Raw genomic sequence first — 17,732 nt, forward strand, 5'->3', positions numbered from 1 at the left:
TCCACCATGGGCGATTGGTTCCCTCTATGCGTTTTCCCTCCCCCTTGCGGGGAGGGTGGCCCCGAAGGGGTCGGGTGGGGGAGCCGCCGCATTGGCTCCCTGCACCGGCCCCCACCCGTCGGCTGCGCCGCCACCCTCCCCACGAGGGGGAGGGACGATCGTTGGGACGGCCTAAGTATCACCAGACCCTCCCCCTCACACAACCTGTGCTAGGCAAGGCCCGAGGAGACCCCGCGCCATGGTTCACCCCGTCTATGCCGACCTGCCCACCACCATCTTCGAGGAGATGAGCGGCCTGGCCCGCCAGACCGGGGCGATCAATCTGGGCCAGGGCTTTCCGGACGACCCGGGGCCCATCGCCCTGCGCCGCAAGGCCGGCGAGGCGCTGCTGACCGGCACGAACCAGTACCCGCCGATGCGCGGCCTGCCGGCCCTGCGCCAGGCGGTGGCCGGCCATTACGGCCGCACCCAGGACCTGGACCTCGACTGGGAGACCGAGGTCACCGTCACCTCCGGCGCGACCGAGGCCCTGGCGGCGGCGTTCCTGAGCCTGATCTCGCCCGGCGACGAGGTGGTGCTGTTCCAGCCGCTGTACGACGCCTATCTGCCGATGGTGAAGCGGGCCGGCGGCGTTCCGAAACTGGTGCGCCTGACCCCGCCCCACTGGCGGTTCGACCAGGCGATGCTGGAGGCGGCGTTCAGCGATCGGACGCGGCTGGTGGTGCTCAACACCCCGCTCAATCCGGCCGGCGTGGTCACCCCGGACGAGGACCTGGCCCTGCTCGCCGAGTTCTGCGTCCGCCACGACGTGATCGCCGTCTGCGACGAGGTCTGGGAGGCCGTGGTGTTCGATGGTCGCCGGCACCGGCCGCTGATCGGCTATCCGGGCATGCGCGAGCGGACGGTGAAGATCGGCTCGGCCGGAAAGATGTTCGGCATGACGGGGTGGAAAGTCGGCTTCCTGTGCGCCGCCCCCGCCCTGACCAAGGCTCTGGCCGGCGCCCACCAGTTCCTGACCTTCACCACCCCGCCCAACCTGCAGGAGGCGGTGGCCTTCGGTTTGAGCGAGCCCGGCGACTGGTTCGAGGCCATGCCCGCCGGCCTGCAGCGCTCGCGCGACCGGCTGGAGACGGGGCTGACGGCGGCCGGCTTCCAGGTGCTCGACAGCGGCGGGACCTATTTCCTCAATATCGACCTGGCCGCCTCGGGCGTAACCGAAGACGACCGGACCTTCAGCCTGCGGGCGGTGCGCGACCACGGCGTGGCCAGCATCCCGGTCTCGGCCTTCTACGCCCAGGACCCGGTGCGCAACATCCTGCGCCTGTGTTTCGCCAAGGCCGACGACACGCTGGACGAGGCGGTGCGGCGGCTAGCGGCGGCGCGGGGGTAGGCGGGCGGCTGGGATAGGTCCTCCCCCTTTGGGGGAGGCGATCGCGCAGCGATCGGTGGGGGGAGGTTTAGGGTCGGTCGATCCGGCGGGCGGTCGAAATCGTATCACTCCCCCCACCGTCGGCTTCGCCGACACCTCCCCCACAGGGGGAGGAGTTGGGAAGGCCCTTAAGCCAGCGTCCGATCCGACCCGACCCGGGTCACCGCCTCGCCGCCTTTCGCCAGCACCTGGACCATCACCGACAGCAGGTCGCGCAGGTCGATCGGCTTGGCGACGTGGGCGTCCATCCCGGCCTGCAGGCAGGTGTCGATCTGGGTGCGCATGACGTCGGCGGTCAGGGCGATGACCGGCAGGCCGGCCCAGCGCGGATCGCGTCGCAGCCGGCGCGTGGCCTCCAGCCCGTCCATCACCGGCATGTTGACGTCCATCAGCACCAGGTCGAAGGCCTCGGCCTCCAGCGCGTCCAGGGCCTGGTGGCCGTTCTCGACCTCGACCAGGTCGCAGTTGAACGGGGCCAGGAACAGCTTGATGACCCGACGGTTGACCGGGTGGTCGTCCACCACCAGCACCCGGCGGCCGTGCAGGGGCGAGAGGCCCTCGTCGTCCAGCGCCCCGCCGAAGCCGACGATGGCCGGGTCGGCGCCTTCGACCGACGCGGCGTCGACCAGGAAGCCGAGGGTGAAGGTCGAACCCCGGCCCTCATGGCTGTCGACCAGGATCTCGCCGCCCATCAGCTGCGCCAGGCGGCGGGTGATGTTCAGGCCCAGCCCCGTGCCGCCGAAGGTGCGGGTGGTCGAGGCGTCGGCCTGGGTGAAGGCGCCGAACAGCCGAGGCAGGGTCGTGGCGCTCATGCCGATGCCGGTGTCGGACACCACCAGCCGCGCGCCCAGCCGCCCGGAGGCGGGATCGGGCGTGCAGGTCAGGGTGACCTCGACCCGGCCGACGACGGTGAACTTCAGGGCGTTGGACAGCAGGTTGGCCAGGCACTGGCGCACCCGCACGGCGTCGAACAGCAGGGTCGGCGGCGGCGCGCCCATCACGGTGAAGGTCAGGTCGACGCCCTTCTCGCGGGCCGTGGGCTGGTAGCCGCCGACCAGCCGGGCGCAGACCCCGACCAGGTCGCCGGCGGTCGGAGCGATCTCCAGCTTGCCGGCCTCGATCTTCGACAGGTCGAGGATGTCGTTGAGCAGCACCAGCAGGGTGTCGCCGCTGTCGATCATCAGCTCGACCTGTTCGCGCTGGCGCGGTTCCAGCGCCTCGCCGCGCAGGGCCTGGGCCATGCCCAGCATGCCGTTCAGCGGCGTGCGCAGCTCGTGGCTCATCACCGCCAGGAAGGCCGACTTGGCCTCGTTGGCCGCCTCGGCCCGACCGCGGGCGTCCTTCAGCCGCACCGAGGCCCGGCGCAGGTAGACGCCCCAGGCCACGCCGCCCACCACCAGGACCGCCAGCAGCATGGCGATGATGATCGAGGCGTGGGCCAGGCGGCGGTTGAGCTCCACCTCGGCGGTCAGGCGGCGGCTCTCGTCGCGCTTGGAGCGCAGCTCGGTCTCCAGGGCCGAAGCCATCTGGGCGCCGTTGCGGGCCTGGGCCGCCTGGCTGGCTTCGTGGTCCTCCGTCCGCCAGCGGTCGAGCAGGCGGAAGGCCTCGTCGCCATGGCCGTCGGCCAGGGCGATATAGGCGCTGAGCAGCAGCTCGGCCTGCGGGTCGGCTTCCAGGGTCTCGGCCGGAATGGCGCGCAGCACGGCCAGGTCGGCCTTGGCGCCGGCGGCGTCGCCCAGCTCGGCCCGGGCCTGGCCGCGCAGCCGCAGGCTCATCCCCGTCAGGCGGTTGGTCGGATGGTTGAGCGGCTCCCCACCCTCCGCCAGGCAGTCGAGAACCTTGGCCGGCGCGTGCCGCTCGCGGGCGATCCGCGCGCACAGATAGCGATCCCAGGTCAGCAGGTCCGGATCGCGGGCCGCCTGGGTCATGTGGTGGTGCACGCTGGCGAAGTGCTCGGCGGCCTTCAGCTCGCCCACCTCGGCGGCGGTGTAGGCGATATCGTAGATCCGCTCGAGCTTGCGCATGTAGAAGGCGTTGCCCTCGTCCAAGCGAGCGGCCTGGGTCATGTGGTCCAGCGCGCCTTCCTTATCGCCGATGTAGGACAGGGTGTAGGAATGCACCTGGTGGGCCTCGGCCAGCAGGGGCCGGGCGATCGCGCCCTTGCGCTCCATCTGCAGCATGACCTCGGCGGCCAGGCGCGAGGCGTCGGCCCAGCGGCCCGAACGGCCCAGGGTGCGCACCCGCTCGACCGCCGCCATCATCCGGACATTGGGCCCCGACCGGTCGAGGAAGCGCGACCAGTCGGCGTCGGTGAAGGTGCGGAAACCGCCCGACTCGTGGCGATAGGCGGTGTCCAGCATGTCGACCAGGGCCAGCAGTTCGCGGTCGTTCTCGGTCCGCGCCAGTTGGCGCACGTGGCGGGCCCAGTTGTCGAACTGCGGCTGGATCTGGTTGCTCTTGTAGGCATAGAGCACGGCCCACAGGCCAAAGAGGCGCTTCTCGCCGGTCTGCCGCAGCGCCCGGCGCCCGGCCCGCTCGATGTCCTCGTTCTCCCGGGCCGGGGGGCGGGTGTCGTGCAGGCTGATCTCGCGATACAGGGCGTCCAGCTTGGCCGACTGCGGCGTCGCGGACGCGACTCCGCCAATCCCGGCCAACAAGGTTGCGATCGCCGCGAGGAACAGTACGAAGCGCCGCAAGCCACGGTTTCCTGATGAACCGCGCCACGGTACGGAAAAGGGCCTGTATTTGAAGTTAAGATCGGCTTCGCGCGACGTTCGGTCGCGAGATGGCGACGGGCGGGGAAAATAAACCCCTAAATTGTCGCCCCGCCATCTACAACCAAAGCCTGTCCGGTCATGAAGGTTCCGGCCTTCGAGGCCAGGTAGACCGCCGCCCCGGCGATCTCGTCGGGCTCGCCGATGCGGCGCAGCGGCACGCCGACGGTCGAGCGTTCCAGGGTCTTGGGGTCGTCCCACAGGGCCTTGGCGAAGTCGGTCTTGATCAGGCCCGGCGCGATGCAGTTGACCCGCACGTTGTCGGGGCCGAACTCGTGGGCCAGGTTGCGGGCCAGCTGGAAGTCGGCGGCCTTGCTGATGTTGTAGGCCCCGATGATGGCGTTGCCGCGCAGGCCGCCGATCGAGCTGATGATGATCACCGAGCCGTCCTTCCGCTCGCGCATCTCCGGGGCGACCATCGAGATCAGCCAGTGATTGCTGATGATGTTGTTGTCGAGGATCTTGCGGAACTGGTCGTCGGCGATGCCGGCAAGCGGGCCGTAATAGGGATTGCTGGCGGCGTTGCAGACGCAGATGTCGATCTTGCCGAACGCCTTGCGGGTCTCGTCGACCAGGCGCTGCAGGTCTTCCTTGGCGGCGATGTTGGCGGGCACGGCGATGGCCGTCCCGGCCCCGTGCTTTTCGTTGAGCGCGGCCGCCACCTCGTCGCACGGCCCCGCCTTGCGCGACGAGATCACCACCTTGGCGCCGTGCTCGGCCATGCGCTGGGCGATGGCCTTGCCGATGCCGCGCGAGCTGCCGGTGATGATCGCCACCTTGCCGGTGAGGTCGAAGAGGGTCATGGCCACGCTCCCTAAAACGTTTGTTTGAATTTCCTGCACAGTGGTGTCGCCGGGAGCGCCCGTCAAGCCGGGAACGATCAAGCCGGGAACGGCCGAGCACAGGCGCGGCAGCGCTCTGCGACCTATTGCTGCACCACGCTAGCCCACGCCGAAATGTCATGTACTGTTAAATATAGAGGGGGCCTTGATATCCACATCCACCGCGCTTGCGCGACAATGGTTAATGAAGACCATGATGAGGACTTTAGAGAAATTCCCTTCACTTAATCGCCTGCAACATGTTGGCGTTCTTGTCTGCGCGGGCTTTCTCGCCCTCGAGGCCGGCATCGAATTCGAGGTATTCGAGAGAACATTCGGCCGCGGCCTTGAAAGCTGGCGGATCGACGCGGCGGCCTCGTTCCTGGCGGCCGTCGCCCTCGCCGCATTCGCGATCCTCAAGGCGCTGGAACTGCGCGCCGAGTCCGACAGGCGGCTGGAGGCCGAGCGCCGTCTCGCCCAGCTGGAGACCCAGGACCCGCTGACCGGCCTGGCCAACCGCAACCGGATGCTCGACGTCCTGGGCCAGGCCTTGCAGGCGCGCAAGACCGGCGACGAGGTCACCGGCCTGGTGCTGATCGATCTGAAACGGTTCAAGCCGATCAACGACGCCCATGGCCGCCCGGTCGGCGACAGGTTGCTGCGGATGGTCGCCGACCGCCTTCAGTCGGTCGCCCGCGACGGCGAGACGGTCGCGCGACTGGGCGGCGACGAATTCGCCATCGTGCTGCCCCGCCTCGCCAACCCCCAGGCCGCCAGACATCCCGCCCAGCGGCTGGTCCGGGCCCTGGAAGCGCCGTTCGAGGTCGACGATCTGGCGCTCAGGATCGGAGGGGCCGCGGTCGGCGTGGCGACCAGCGCGGACACCGAGCTCCGTCCCGGCGTGTTCGTCCACCACGTCGACGCCGCCCTGCACCGCGCCAAGGGCGGGTTGCGGGCTTAGGGTTCGGGCTCCATTGACGCTCCCCCGTTGTTGTCATCCCGGCTGTAGCGAAGCGAAAGGCCGGGACCCAGGAGCCACCGCACCGCGCCGGCCCCTGGGTCCCGGACAGCCTCTACGAGGCTTCCGGGATGACAACCTGAGTTAGGCCGCCCCTTGCCTAGCGCGGCCTGAGGGCGTTCCATCGCCGGTGTCCCGTCCGTAGTCGGACGGGCGCTGTGGCGTTGCGTCCATCAGACCCCGCCGCGAAGGCGCGGCGGAGCACCCACCAGAGAGGTAGCCACCATGCTGCGTTCCCTAGCCGCCAGCGCCCTCGCGCTGGCGCTCGCGACGTCCATCGTCGCGGGCCCCGCCGCCCATGCCCAGAGCGCTGAACGGGTCTATGACCAGGGCTCGGTCTGGCAGATCAGCTATATCGAGACCAAGCCGGGCATGTTCGACGACTACATGAAATACCTGTCCACCAGTTGGCGCACCATTCAGGAAGAGCAGAAGAAGAAGGGCGACGTGCTCAGCTACAAGGTCCTGGCGGTCGACAGCCCGCGCGACCACGAGCCCGACGTCATCCTGATGGTGGAATACAAGAACATGGCGGTGTTCGACCAGCCGCTGGCCGAGGGCGAGGCCATGACCGCCAAGGTGTTCGGCTCGTTGCCCAAGAGCAACCAGGCCGCCATTTCACGGGAATCGATCCGGACCCTGCGTGGCGGGTTCGGGGCGCGCGAGATGTTCTTCATGAAGTAGCGTCCGGCGGACCGAGGCGGGTGCTCCTCGGTCTGCTGCGGGACCATTTAGCGACGCCGACCAAAACTCTCGGGCAAAAATTCTCGGGCGATGTCGGATCGCCAATCTGCCAGACGTCCTCAGGGTACGAAATCAAACCCTTGGAGAAGACGCCATGGCCACCGCCACCCAAACCGTCAAAACCGCCCAGACCAACGACCGCGACCTGGCCCTGGTCCGCGTCATCGACGCCCCGGCCGAGAAGCTGTTCCGCGCCTGGACCGATCCCGAGCTGCTCAAGCAGTGGTTCGCGCCCCTGCCCTACACCACCCCCGTCGCCGAGCTGGACGTGCGTCCGGGCGGCGCGACCATGATCGTCATGCGCGGTCCCGACGGCGTCGACATGCCCAACGGCGGCGTCTTCCTGGAGGTGGTGAAGAACGAGAAGCTGGTCTTCACCGACGCCTACACCAAGGCCTGGGAGCCGTCGGAAAAGCCGTTCATGACCGTGACCGTCACCTTCGAGGCCATGGCCGACGGCAAGACGCTCTACACCGCCCACGTCCGCCACTGGACGGTCGCCGACCGCGAGGCTCACGAGCAGATGGGCTTCCACGAAGGCTGGGGGATCTGCGCCGACCAGTTGGCGGCGCTGGTGGCGCGGATCTAGGCCCTGGAACGGAGACAGGCGCCTGCGCCTGTCTCCATCGGTTCACCGCCCCCTCACGCGCACTTGTTCCAGCCATGCATGTCCAGGTGGAAGTGGTCGCGATGCTCGGCGTTGTAGTCAGGGCTGAGGGTGGTGATGAACACCCGGCAGGCCCCGTCGCGCACCCGGCGCAGGAACTGGCCCTTGGGGCCGGGGTCGTTCCAGTCGCGGGCCACGTAGACCGTCTGGCCGTCGGCGAGCCTGAAGCCCGCCAGGTCGATGGCGTCGGCGCTGGCGTGCTCGCTGACCGGCCCGGCCGTCTTTCCGTACATCCGGCGACAGGAATAGGTGCCGTAGTGTTCCAGCGCCACGACGCCCTGGCCCAGCACCTCGTAGGCGGCCGGCTGCACCACCTGGCGCTCCCAGATCGACAGCGCCAGCGCCTCCTTGCAGACCATCGGCGCGTCGGTCGGCGCCAGGGCCGCCATGCCGCCGTCGATCTTCAGGGCGTCGCGCACGGTGCAGAAGCCGCCGTCGGTCTTGTCGGGCGCCTCCTCGTAGCTGAGCCCCGCCTTGCGCAGGATGGCCCGGCAGGTCGCCGGGTCCTTGCCGGCCCGGGCCGCCTTGATCCGCGTGGCCATGCCGACCGGGTCGACGACGCTCAGCGACTTCCACGGCAGGTGCTGGCGGCCGATGCCGCGCTCGGCCACCAGCGCCATGATCAGCACCAGGATCCACAGCAGCACGAGCCCCGTCAGCCCGGCCAAACGGTTCTGGCGGCGCGTGCGATGCTCGACGCGCGGATGGCGCGGGACGCGATAGGCCATGGGGGGGAGAGCGCTCGAATGGTTAACGCTCAAGCCTTGCCTTAGGGGCCGCGCTTTAACAACCCTCTCCCAGCGGGAGAGGGAGGGGTCCGCCGCGTAGCGGTGGGAGGGTGAGGGGTTACACCCTCGCCGATTTCCCACACGCCCTGCCGGCACGCCGTCCGACGTCTAAGCCCCTCACCCTCCCAAGCTTCGCCTGGGCCCCTCCCTCTCCCTTTGGGAGAGGGTTCAAGACTCTTGGCTCCCCCGTCGGAAACGGGCATCTACCGCCTCCCCGGAGACGCTCATGACTTCCCCAAACAGCTGGCGCGCCCTGCTGAACGCCGAACTGGCCCCGCGCTTCGCCCTGCTGTGCCTGGGGATCTGGCTGAACGCGGCCGACACCCTGGTGACCGTGACGATCATGCCCAGCGTGGCGCGCGAGATCGGCGGCTACCAGTATTTCGGCTGGTCGGTGGCCGCCTTCCTGCTGGGTTCGATCCTGGCGGGAGCCTGCGCCGGCAAGCTGTCGATCCGTTTCGGCCTGCGCAACGCCACCGCCCTGGCCGGGGTGTTCTACGTCCTCGGCTGCGCCATGGGCGCGCTGGCGCCGGAGTTCCTGACCTTCGTGGCCGGCCGCCTGGTCCAGGGCCTAGGCGCGGGGGCGATCGTCTCGCTGTGCTACGTGGCCATCACCGCCCTGTTCCCCGAACGGCTGTGGCCGCGCGTCTACGGCGCGGTGGCCGGGGTGTGGGGCGCGGCGACCCTGCTGGGTCCGTTGTGCGGCGGGCTGTTCGCCCAGGCCGGCTTCTGGCGCGGGGCCTTCTGGCTGTTCGTGGTCCAGGGCGTGATCTTCGTCGGCGCGGTGCTGGTCATGGTGCCCGCCGCGCCGAGAGCGCTCGAAGGCGGCCGCATCCCGCGCCGGCAGCTGGCCCTGCTGACGGTCGGCGTCTCGCTGATCGCGGCGGCCGGCGTCATCGGGGGCCAACTGGTCCCGGCGCTCTGCGCGGCGCTGGGCGTGGTGGCCATGGCCGCCATGCTGCTGGTCAACGGCCGCTCGGACAACCGCTTGCTGCCCAAGGCGGCGGGCGACCTGACCACCGCCACGGGCCTGGGCCTGCTGGTGATCTTCGCCTGCGAGGCCGCCGCCATCGGCTTCACCGTCTATGGCCCGGCCTTCATCCAGGCCCTGCACGGCGCCAGCCCCCTGCTCAGCGGCTATGTGATCGGCGGCGTGGCGGCCGGCTGGACGGCCTGCTCGTTCGCGGTCGCCGGCCTGGGGCCCGGGCGCGAGGGCCTGGCCATCCGCCTGGGCGCGGCCGTCATCGTCGTGGGCGTGGCCTGGGGCGCGTTCGAGATGGCCCACGGGTCTCTGGTCGGGGTGGCCCTGTCGATGATCACCCTGGGCGCCGGGTTCGGAATCTGCTGGGCGTTCCTGGCCAAGCGGGTGATCGGCGCCGCCCCCACCGACGAACAGGCCCTGGCCTCGGCCGCCGTGCCCACCACCCAGCTGATCGGCGGCGCGGCCGGCTCGGCGGCGGCCGGCGCCCTGGCCAACCTCCTCGGCTTCGCCCACGGCGTCGACGCCACGGTCGGCCACGCCCACGGCTTCTGGCTGTTCGCGGCGTTCACGCCGCTGGCGCTGGCGGGGCTGGCGGCGGCCTGGCGGCTGGGGCGGGATTAGGTTGCGCTGTCCATGGCGACGATCCGCTCGACAGCCGTCGCCAGCGGATCGAGCTCCACCACCACGATCGACCACAGGATGGAGAAGCTGAGATCGTCGTAGCCGTGGGCGATGCGATGGCGAAGATTGATCGCATCCCGCCAGTCGGCCTCCGGCGCCAGCGCCCGCACTTCAGGTGAAATCTTCGAAGCGTTCTCGCCGATGGCCAGCAGGTTCATGGCGACCGCGTCGCAAGTCCGAGGGTCAGCCAGGAAAACCGCCTGATCCATGTCCCGCGTATAGAGCCGGATACGCCCTATCGCCTGGAGTATCCGCGACAGATAGAGGCTGTCGGCCGGATCACGCAAAGACGGCCTCGCCTAGCACCCTCTGCTGGATCAGGTCGTGCAGGCCGTCTGGCGTCACCAGATCGACCGGTCGGCCGAACAGCGCCGCCAGGTCCCGCTCCAGCCGAAAGAAGCCGAACCCCGGAAGCGTGGCCGGCAGGAACTCCACCAGTACGTCCACGTCGCTGTCGGGCCCCGCCTCGCCCCGCGCCGTCGAGCCGAACACGCCGACCCGCTGGACGCCGTAGCGGTCCAACAGCGGCTTGGCCGCGCGCAGTTTGGCGAGGGCTTCGTCGAGGGTCATGAGGGGAGTGTAGCACGGAAGCGGAACGCCAGCATCGATATGGGGCGCGCGTTCGCCCTCAAATCCTGAAAGCCCGACAGCCGCACCACATCGCCATGCGGAATGGGTGTGTGTCCCTCTTTCTGCGCTTCGCGCGGGCCCCGCTTGCGGAGCCGAACAGACGGCGCCCCGTGCCACGGTGTCAATTCAGCGCACTGTCACCGTAGTCCACACCGTCATCCAAGACGCTCGATCGAGCTGGCTTCTATTGTCGTGGGAGTGCTTGGAGTTTCCAAGCTTTACGAAGTCGTCGCGCCGCTACTTGGGAAGTTCTAGATCAAGGTCCTGCCGTTGCGGCCCTTCATCTCCTGGGCCCGGCGGCGGAACTCGGCCGCGACAGCGTGCGCCAAGACCGGACCGCCATCGTAGGCATTGGGATTGGCGATCGCGCCTCGGGCCAAGCGCTCGAGATCCTCAGGGGTGTTGCCCGTCCCATATTCGCCGAGGATCTCGCTGACCTCCTTGGCGACTCGGCCGGGGTGAGAATTGGGGATGTCAGCCATGTCGGGCCTGGCGAAAGTCTAGCTCGGGGGATGAGGGCGGGAAGCGCTCTAGACCTGCACGGCTGCAATTGTGCACAACTGCAAGATTGCGGAATTCCACAACGGCCTCCGCCGAGCCCCGGAGGGAGACGTCTCATCCCAAGACCATGCCGGTGATCTTGACGACGGAGGAGGGGCTTGATGTTTGGCTGCAGGTTCCGTGGTCAGAGGCGAGGGGTCTGCGGCTCCCGCTGAAGGACGGGACGCTGACGGTCGCCGCGCGGAGCGAACGCCAGGGGGTGTCGCCAGTGATGAGCCTTTCTATAGTGAGGCTTTGCTTCATGATCATCTGGCGTAGATCCATAAAAGGACTTCTACGGGGGCGGATATGGAAGTAGATAAAACACGGAGTGTATTTACTAAATGCTTTGAAATTGTAAACAGATTGTCCGAAATGGAGCAAAAGTTACAACAATACCACACTCCTAATAAGTATTTGAAATCATTGGAAGATGGATCCAGGCCCCTTTTATCCATCATGGGGACTTCACGGACATTCATTGAAGCTGATTGGTTTGAAATAAGCAACGCTTTATCAAATCTTCAAGGCGCAACAATATCTATTCGTACTTCATTGTCGGATGTTATGTCCGGATCCGCCTATGCGGAAATTCTGGAGCTTACCGGAGATGTGATTTATTCAATCAGCGAGGCGTTGGCTGACATTCCTTGGTTAGACGAGCAGAACGATATTGGCGGTATGGTCGCGACGCCGGGTCAGCTTCCCGCACCAACCCAATTTGCACTACGCAATGGAAGGTTGGTCGTCGCGCAGCCTAGCAATCAAATCGAACCCGAGAGAATCGGCGCTGCGGAAGTCGCTCTCAAGCAGTTGCTGCGCCAAGCCAAACGTCTCGCCGAAGATATTGACAATTCGAATCTCGAGCTGCGGTTCAGGGCCGAGTTCAACGAGTTCGCCCAGCTGCTGGGGGAAGGCGGAAATCCGGTCGCAATTGGCCTGGCGGCGTTGAGCCAAAAGGCGGTCTGTGAAGCGTACCAAGCTGAAATCCCTGATATCCTTGGCACCCAGATAACGGCCCTTCTCATCGGGGTCGGCATGTACGTCGCACAAGATCGCCAGTGGCAGGCGTTTTCCGAACAGGCGGCGCTCGCCGAGTTCACGCCTCAGGTCGCCAGGGATGCGATCGCGACTGCGGATGCCGTTGAAGCAGCGCTGAAGCAGTACCCCGAACTGGCGGATCCAGAGGTGCCCGCCACGATCAAGCTGATTAGGGAGTGGATCCACGATCCGAGAGGGGCATCAAATCGCCTGGTCCTTGGCCTTGTCCGAACCCTAGAGAATTTGGCCACGGCGGCGTGGGAGCAGTTCACGTCCTTGTTGGGGGCCGTAGCCGCTTCGGCTCGAAAGCAGGTGGCGTTTGTCGGCGGTGCCATAGCGGCTGCTGCGGTCCTTCACGCTGCGGCTGGCCTGTTCCACGTTCCGATGCCTGAGCTGGGCTGGATGAAGATGATCCCGAAAGCCATCGAGGCTGGCCTGAGCAAGATTGGTGACTAGGGCCGGGAGCGGCCTTCTCACGCGAAATGTGACTTTTTACATGTTCATTGACAGATTAAATGCACTGTCACCGTAATCGGGCGCGTGAATGCCGCGCTTGCGGCGGTCCCGGATCGGCGGCCCTCCGGGCCTTGTCCGGGATGACAGGATCTACGCCTCCGCCTCCACCGCCGCCTCCACCAGCCGCACCACATCCCCCATGATCTCGGTGATCTTGAAGTCCTTGGGGGTGTAGATCCGCGCCACGCCCATCTGCTTGAGGATCAGGGCGTCGCCGTCGGGGATGATGCCGCCGACCACCACGGGGATGTGGTCCAGGCCCTCGGCGCGCATCACGCGGATCACTTCCTGCACCAGGTCCAGGTGCGAACCCGACAGGATCGACAGGCCCACCACGTGGGCGCGGCCCTCCTTGGCGCGGCGGACGATCTCCTCGGGGGTCGAGCGGATGCCGTCATAGATCACTTCCATGCCGACCGCGCGGGCCCGGGTGGCGATCTGTTCGGCGCCGTTGGAGTGGCCGTCCAGGCCTGGCTTGCCGACCAGGTAGGTCAGGGTGCGGCCGAGCACCTCGGACACCCGCTCGACCTCGCGCTTGACCGCCTCGACGTCCTCGGCCTCGCCGGTCGAGACCACCACGGCGACGCCGGTCGGGCCGCGATACTCGCCGAACACCTCGCGCAGGGCCCCGGCCCACTCGCCGGTGGTGATCCCGGCCCTGGCGGCGATAATCGAGGGTTCCATGATATTCCGGCCATCGGCGGCAGCGGCCTTCAGGTCGGCCAGGGCGGCCTCGGCGGCGACCGGGTCGCGGGCCGTCCGCCAGGCCTTCAAGCGCTCGACGACGCCGGCCTCCAGGCGCGGATCGACGGTCTCGATGCTGCTTTCGCCGGCCGACAACGGCGAGTCCTCGGTGTCGGTCCAGCGGTTGACGCCGACCACGGTCATGTCGCCGGTCTCGACCGAGCGCACCCGCCGGGCGTTGGAGCCGACCAGTTCGCCCTTCATGTAATCGATGGCGTTCTGGGCGCCGCCCATGTCGTCGATCAGCGCCAGCTGGGCCAGCGCCCCGGCCGACAGCTCGGCGACCTTGGCCTCGACCACGTGGCTGCCGTCGAACAGGTCCTCGTATTCCAGCAGGTCGGTCTCGTAGGCCAAGACCTGTTGCAGCCGCAGCGACCATTGCTGGTCGAAGGGGCGCGGCAGGCCCAGGGCTTCGTTCCAGGCCGGCAGCTGCAAGGCCCGGCAGCGGGCGTCCTTGCTGAGCGTGACGGCCAGGGCCTCGATGAGAATGCGGTAGACGTTGTTCTCGGGCTGCTGCTCGGTCAGGCCCAGGCTGTTGACCTGCACGCCATAGCGGAACCGCCGGGCCTTCTTGTCCTGGACGCCGTAGCGCTCCAGCAGGATCTGGTCCCACAGCCGGGTGAACGACCGCATCTTGCACAGCTCGGTGACGAACCGCACGCCGGCATTGACGAAGAAGCTGATCCGCGAGGCGACGATCTCGAAGTCTTCCTCGGGCACCTGGCCGCCGGCCTTGACGGTGTCGAGCACGCTGATGGCGGTGGCCAGGGCGAAGGCCAGCTCCTGCTCCGGCGTCGCCCCGGCCTCCTGCAGGTGGTAGCTGCAGACGTTCATCGGGTTCCATTTCGGAACCTCGCGGTAGCACCAGGCGATCATGTCGCCGATCAGCCGCAGGCTCGGGCCCGGCGGAAAGATGTAGGTGCCGCGGCTCAGATATTCCTTGATCAGGTCGTTCTGGGTGGTGCCCTGCAAGAGCTTGCGGTCGGCCCCCTGCTCGTCGCCCAGCGCCACGTACATCGCCAGCAGCCAGGCAGCCGGGGCGTTGATGGTCATCGAGGTGTTGGACTGCTCCAGCGGGATCTGGTCGAACAGCTGGCGCATGTCGCCCAGGTGGCTGATCGGCACCCCGACCTTGCCGACCTCGCCGCGCGCCAGGATGTGGTCGGCGTCGTAGCCGGTCTGGGTGGGCAGGTCGAAGGCGACGGAGAGGCCGGTCTGGCCCTTGGCCAGGTTGGCCCGATACAGCGCGTTGGACTTCTCGGCCGTGGAGTGACCCGCATAGGTGCGGAAAATCCAGGGCGCGTCAGGCGCGTGCTGGAACGGCTTGGTCGTCATCCTGCGCTTCCCGTTTATCGTTCTTAATTACCAACGATCATGAACCGGGTTTTGCTGCGACGCAATATCGCAAGAGCGAAGAGCGCGACCCAGGATCCATGGACCGTTGGCCGATAGGACCGGCGGAACCGCCGTGCGTCCTTCGAGGCCCTCCTACGGAGGGCGCCTCAGGATGAGGAACTCAGCAACAGAGCGCCTCATCCTGAGGTGCGAGCCGCAGGCGAGCCTCGAAGGACGCACGGCGAACGCTATCGTCTACAGGACCGAGTTCAGAACGGCCTGCGCCCGGTCACCACCTCGAACCACAGCCGAAAATCGCCGGCCAGGCTGTAGAACGGATATTTGAAGGTGGCCGGGCGGTTCTTCTCGAACACGAAATGCCCCACCCAGGCGAAACCGTAGCCGACCAGCGGCGCGGCGACGAAGAACCGCCAGTCGACCAGGAACCCGGCGACCAGGGCGGCGATCACCAGGCTGGTTCCCACCACGTGCAGCCGCCGGCTGACCCGATTGACGTGTTCGGTCAGGTAGAACGGATAGAAGGCGGCGAAGGTGCGATAGCGCCCCGTCTCGTCTGGAATGTGGTCTCGCGCGCTCATGCGGCGATGTTCCGCCCGACGGGGCGTTGTGGCAAGTGCGACAACACAACCTAAGCGTGGCCACAGGCCGTTCGGCCTATCGCGTCGCGCGGAGAACCGGCCGTCTAATGCCATCCAGCCAACCACGGGGGATGGAACCATGATCCACATCGTCACGTCCGAGAACCGTCATCTCTACGGCCCCCAGCTGTGGGCCATGCACGAACAGCGGCGCGAGCAGTGCGTCGAGAAGAACGGCTGGGTCGACCTGGTCGTGCTCGATGGCGGCGAGGTCGACGACTACGACGACCTGCGCGCCATCTACCTGTTGGGCTTCGACGACGACATGCGGCTGGAGGTCGGCCTGCGCCTGCATCCCACCGACGAGCGCTGCATGCTGGCCGACAAGTATCCGCAGCTGATCGCCCCCGGGGAATCGCCCAAGAAGGGCCCCGACGTCTGGGAGGCCACCCGGCTGTTCACGACCGAGGCCTATCGCGCCAAGAAGGGTCCGGGCCGCGGCGCCCGGGTGTTCGAGGCCTGGGCGGCGGCCATGGAGCTGGCCCTGGTCAACGGCGTCGAGCGCTTCGTCGGCATGATCGACATGCAGCTCTATCCCGGCATCATGAACTCGCCGATCGACACACGCCTGGTCGGCCTGCCCCGTCCCTACGCGTTCGGGGTGGTGGCCGGCTCGGAGATCGCCCTGTCGCAGGCCCTGCTGGAACGGGTGCGCGAGGCCCTGGGGATCGAGGGGCCGGTCGGCTACCACGTCGATGAGCTGGACCTGCGGGCGTTCGGCAACCTGACCGCCGTGCAGCACCAGGTGATCCGCGCCCAGATCCCGCAGTTCCATCCGGGCTCGCCCCGCGACGAAGCCCTGGCGGCCGAGACCCTGTACCGACTCAACGACGTTGCGATCCAGGCGCGCCGCATCTGGGCGGATCGCGACGCCCACGCCCGGCAACCGCTCAACGCCTAGATCGGCGAGTGAATTGAAACAATCCGGTCTAGATTTCGCCGCGATCACGAGGTGTAGGTCCGCGTGTTAGCGCAAGCACGAGGTTAACGAGCTAAACCTCAGCGACCTAACGCCGCGCTTTGCCGTGCCGCCGTTCCATCAACGTGCCGGACATGTCATTGTGACAAAACAACCGTTGGAGGCGAAAATTGAGCGAAGAAACCGAAGGCCGGCGCCCAAACCCTGTCGATCTTCATGTCGGCGGCCGCGTCCGGATGCGTCGCAAACTGTTGGGCGTTAGCCAAGAACAGCTGGCTGACTCGCTGGGCCTGACCTTCCAGCAGGTGCAGAAGTACGAGCGCGGCGCCAACCGCGTGAGCGCCTCCAAGCTGTATGAAATCGCCCGTACCCTGCAGGTGCCGGTGTCGTTCTTCTTCGACGGCCTGGCCGACCCGATGGACGGCTCGGAAAACGACGAAGTCGGCCAGCACGCCGAACGCGTCGTGCAGGAATTCCTGACCACGCCCGAGGGCCTGGAACTGGCTGAAGTCTTCCCGAAGATCGGCCGTGGCCGCGTGCGCCGCCAGGTGCTCGACCTCGTCCGCGCCATGGCTGAAGAAGCCACCCGGAACGAGACCGCCGCCTAACCAGGCGATGACCGACCGTCCGTTCGGGCCCCGGCGTTCTCGCCGGGGCCCGATGGCGTTTTGGGGGCTACGCCAACGGCCTTGAAGGCCGACATTGGCCGCTACAATTCCCTGCCTTTCAAAATGATTCCGTCATTCCGGGCCTTGTGCCCGGAATCCCTCTCTCCGCCGCGAGGGCCGGAGGGGCGGCGCGCCAGCGCGCCGCTTGCGCCTCACGTGCGGGCTGAACCAGGGGTTCCGGGCACAAGGCCCGGAATGACGGTGTGAAAGGGGAAAGCGCGTGTCGATCTCGCGCCCTAGCTGGCCGAAACCTTGCCCTGGCTGGCCTGCCACATGCGCTTGGCCGTCTGCAGCGAGGCCGGGGCCAGGCCGCGCAGGTCGTGGCCGCCGACGATCTTCAGGCCGAATTCGCGATCCTTCTGCCAGACCACCTTCACGTCGTAGGCGAAGCCGCTGACCAGATCGACCACCTGAACCGTGCCGGGCGGCGTGGCGCTCGACAGCATCTGGACGCGCAACCCCGTCGCGGACTGATCGCGGATCACGCAATCCCACGCGAAGACGCCGCACAGCACCTTGCCGGCATGTTGCATCGCGGCGCGGGGACCGGCGCGCCGGTCTTGAGCCCCGCCAGAACCAAACTTGGACATGTCGGTAACAACGCGCATCGGCGTTAATCGGCGGTGCAGCCGAAAGGTTTATTTGCCGCTGACCATGTCCCGGAGGCGGATTCCAGTCCTGAAACCCTCTCCCGGAGGGGAGAGGGAGGGTGTTCAGCCCGGATAGAGAGGTGACAGACCAGCCCGGATAGATGGGTAACAGTTCTCGCCTGATAG

The 17,732-nt window shown here is 67.3% G+C and carries 17 protein-coding genes; 8 read left to right on the forward strand and 9 right to left on the reverse strand.

The features are described from left to right. The first annotated feature begins 238 nt into the window (after positions 1–238). Positions 239–1,390, forward strand: a complete 1,152-nt coding sequence (locus tag ASD79_RS07280; RefSeq protein ID WP_056720375.1) for an aminotransferase — start codon at positions 239–241, stop codon at positions 1,388–1,390. A 167-nt stretch (positions 1,391–1,557) separates the two neighbouring features. Here the strand turns inward: ASD79_RS07280 and ASD79_RS07285 are convergent, their stop codons facing one another. Beyond that, positions 1,558–4,125, reverse strand: a complete 2,568-nt coding sequence (locus tag ASD79_RS07285) for a response regulator (RefSeq protein WP_056720376.1) — start codon at positions 4,123–4,125, stop codon at positions 1,558–1,560. A gap of 116 nt (positions 4,126–4,241) precedes the next feature. Then, positions 4,242–5,006 (reverse strand): SDR family oxidoreductase, encoded by a 765-nt coding sequence (locus tag ASD79_RS07290; RefSeq protein WP_056720377.1) that lies wholly within the window; start codon positions 5,004–5,006, stop codon positions 4,242–4,244. A 232-nt stretch (positions 5,007–5,238) separates the two neighbouring features. On the opposite strand from ASD79_RS07290, the gene ASD79_RS07295 reads away from it, so the two are divergent. The 3 genes from ASD79_RS07295 to ASD79_RS07305 all read left to right on the forward strand — a co-directional run bounded on the left by ASD79_RS07295 (position 5,239) and on the right by ASD79_RS07305 (position 7,375). Beyond that, positions 5,239–5,985 carry a GGDEF domain-containing protein gene (locus ASD79_RS07295; RefSeq protein WP_235524352.1) on the forward strand — a complete coding sequence of 249 codons (747 nt, stop codon included), beginning with the start codon at positions 5,239–5,241 and terminating at the stop codon, positions 5,983–5,985. A gap of 282 nt (positions 5,986–6,267) precedes the next feature. Further along, positions 6,268–6,726, forward strand: coding sequence for a hypothetical protein (locus ASD79_RS07300; protein WP_056720379.1), 459 nt, complete (start codon positions 6,268–6,270; stop codon positions 6,724–6,726). A 154-nt stretch (positions 6,727–6,880) separates the two neighbouring features. Further along, positions 6,881–7,375: an SRPBCC family protein gene (locus ASD79_RS07305; RefSeq protein WP_056720380.1), complete on the forward strand. Its 495-nt coding sequence runs from the start codon at positions 6,881–6,883 to the stop codon at positions 7,373–7,375. A gap of 53 nt (positions 7,376–7,428) precedes the next feature. Here ASD79_RS07305 and ASD79_RS07310 read toward each other — a convergent pair whose 3' ends face one another. Further along, complete coding sequence (locus ASD79_RS07310; protein ID WP_056720381.1) at positions 7,429–8,181, reverse strand: extensin family protein; 753 nt, start codon at positions 8,179–8,181, stop codon at positions 7,429–7,431. 286 nt (positions 8,182–8,467) lie between these two features. Here ASD79_RS07310 and ASD79_RS07315 point away from each other — a divergent pair, with 286 nt between their 5' ends. After that, positions 8,468–9,844, forward strand: a complete 1,377-nt coding sequence (locus tag ASD79_RS07315) for an MFS transporter (protein ID WP_056720382.1) — start codon at positions 8,468–8,470, stop codon at positions 9,842–9,844. On the opposite strand, the gene ASD79_RS23155 is transcribed toward ASD79_RS07315, so the two are convergent. The 3 genes from ASD79_RS23155 to ASD79_RS07330 form a co-directional block, all read right to left on the reverse strand. After that, positions 9,841–10,191 carry a DUF86 domain-containing protein gene (locus ASD79_RS23155; protein WP_082584835.1) on the reverse strand — a complete coding sequence of 117 codons (351 nt, stop codon included), beginning with the start codon at positions 10,189–10,191 and terminating at the stop codon, positions 9,841–9,843. The genes ASD79_RS07315 and ASD79_RS23155 overlap by 4 nt on opposite strands. Beyond that, positions 10,184–10,474: a nucleotidyltransferase family protein gene (locus ASD79_RS07325; protein ID WP_056720384.1), complete on the reverse strand. Its 291-nt coding sequence runs from the start codon at positions 10,472–10,474 to the stop codon at positions 10,184–10,186. Before ASD79_RS07325 ends, ASD79_RS23155 begins: the two co-directional genes overlap by 8 nt. A 311-nt stretch (positions 10,475–10,785) precedes the next feature. Beyond that, positions 10,786–11,016, reverse strand: a complete 231-nt coding sequence (locus ASD79_RS07330) for a hypothetical protein (protein WP_056720385.1) — start codon at positions 11,014–11,016, stop codon at positions 10,786–10,788. Between the two features lie 367 nt (positions 11,017–11,383). Between ASD79_RS07330 and ASD79_RS07340 the strand changes: the two genes are divergently transcribed. Continuing rightward, the gene (locus tag ASD79_RS07340) at positions 11,384–12,571 is read left to right on the forward strand and encodes a hypothetical protein (protein ID WP_156400408.1); all 1,188 of its coding nucleotides are present in this window, start codon (positions 11,384–11,386) and stop codon (positions 12,569–12,571) included. 150 nt (positions 12,572–12,721) lie between these two features. Here the strand turns inward: ASD79_RS07340 and ASD79_RS07345 are convergent, their stop codons facing one another. Together ASD79_RS07345 and ASD79_RS07350 are read right to left on the reverse strand one after the other, a co-directional pair. Beyond that, positions 12,722–14,710 carry a protein meaA gene (locus ASD79_RS07345; protein WP_056720388.1) on the reverse strand — a complete coding sequence of 663 codons (1,989 nt, stop codon included), beginning with the start codon at positions 14,708–14,710 and terminating at the stop codon, positions 12,722–12,724. 269 nt (positions 14,711–14,979) lie between these two features. Next, on the reverse strand, positions 14,980–15,309 hold the full coding sequence (locus tag ASD79_RS07350; protein ID WP_056720389.1) for an Mpo1-like protein: 330 nt from the start codon (positions 15,307–15,309) through the stop codon (positions 14,980–14,982). Between the two features lie 139 nt (positions 15,310–15,448). Here ASD79_RS07350 and ASD79_RS07355 point away from each other — a divergent pair, with 139 nt between their 5' ends. Continuing rightward, the gene (locus ASD79_RS07355) at positions 15,449–16,270 is read left to right on the forward strand and encodes an acyl-homoserine-lactone synthase (RefSeq protein ID WP_056720390.1); all 822 of its coding nucleotides are present in this window, start codon (positions 15,449–15,451) and stop codon (positions 16,268–16,270) included. 188 nt (positions 16,271–16,458) lie between these two features. Continuing rightward, positions 16,459–16,896, forward strand: coding sequence for a helix-turn-helix domain-containing protein (locus ASD79_RS07360; protein WP_035034102.1), 438 nt, complete (start codon positions 16,459–16,461; stop codon positions 16,894–16,896). A gap of 296 nt (positions 16,897–17,192) precedes the next feature. On the opposite strand, the gene ASD79_RS07365 is transcribed toward ASD79_RS07360, so the two are convergent. Next, positions 17,193–17,564: a PilZ domain-containing protein gene (locus ASD79_RS07365; RefSeq protein ID WP_235524353.1), complete on the reverse strand. Its 372-nt coding sequence runs from the start codon at positions 17,562–17,564 to the stop codon at positions 17,193–17,195. Positions 17,565–17,732 lie beyond the last annotated feature (168 nt).

Source organism: Caulobacter sp. Root655, from assembly GCF_001427665.1.
Lineage (GTDB): Bacteria > Pseudomonadota > Alphaproteobacteria > Caulobacterales > Caulobacteraceae > Caulobacter.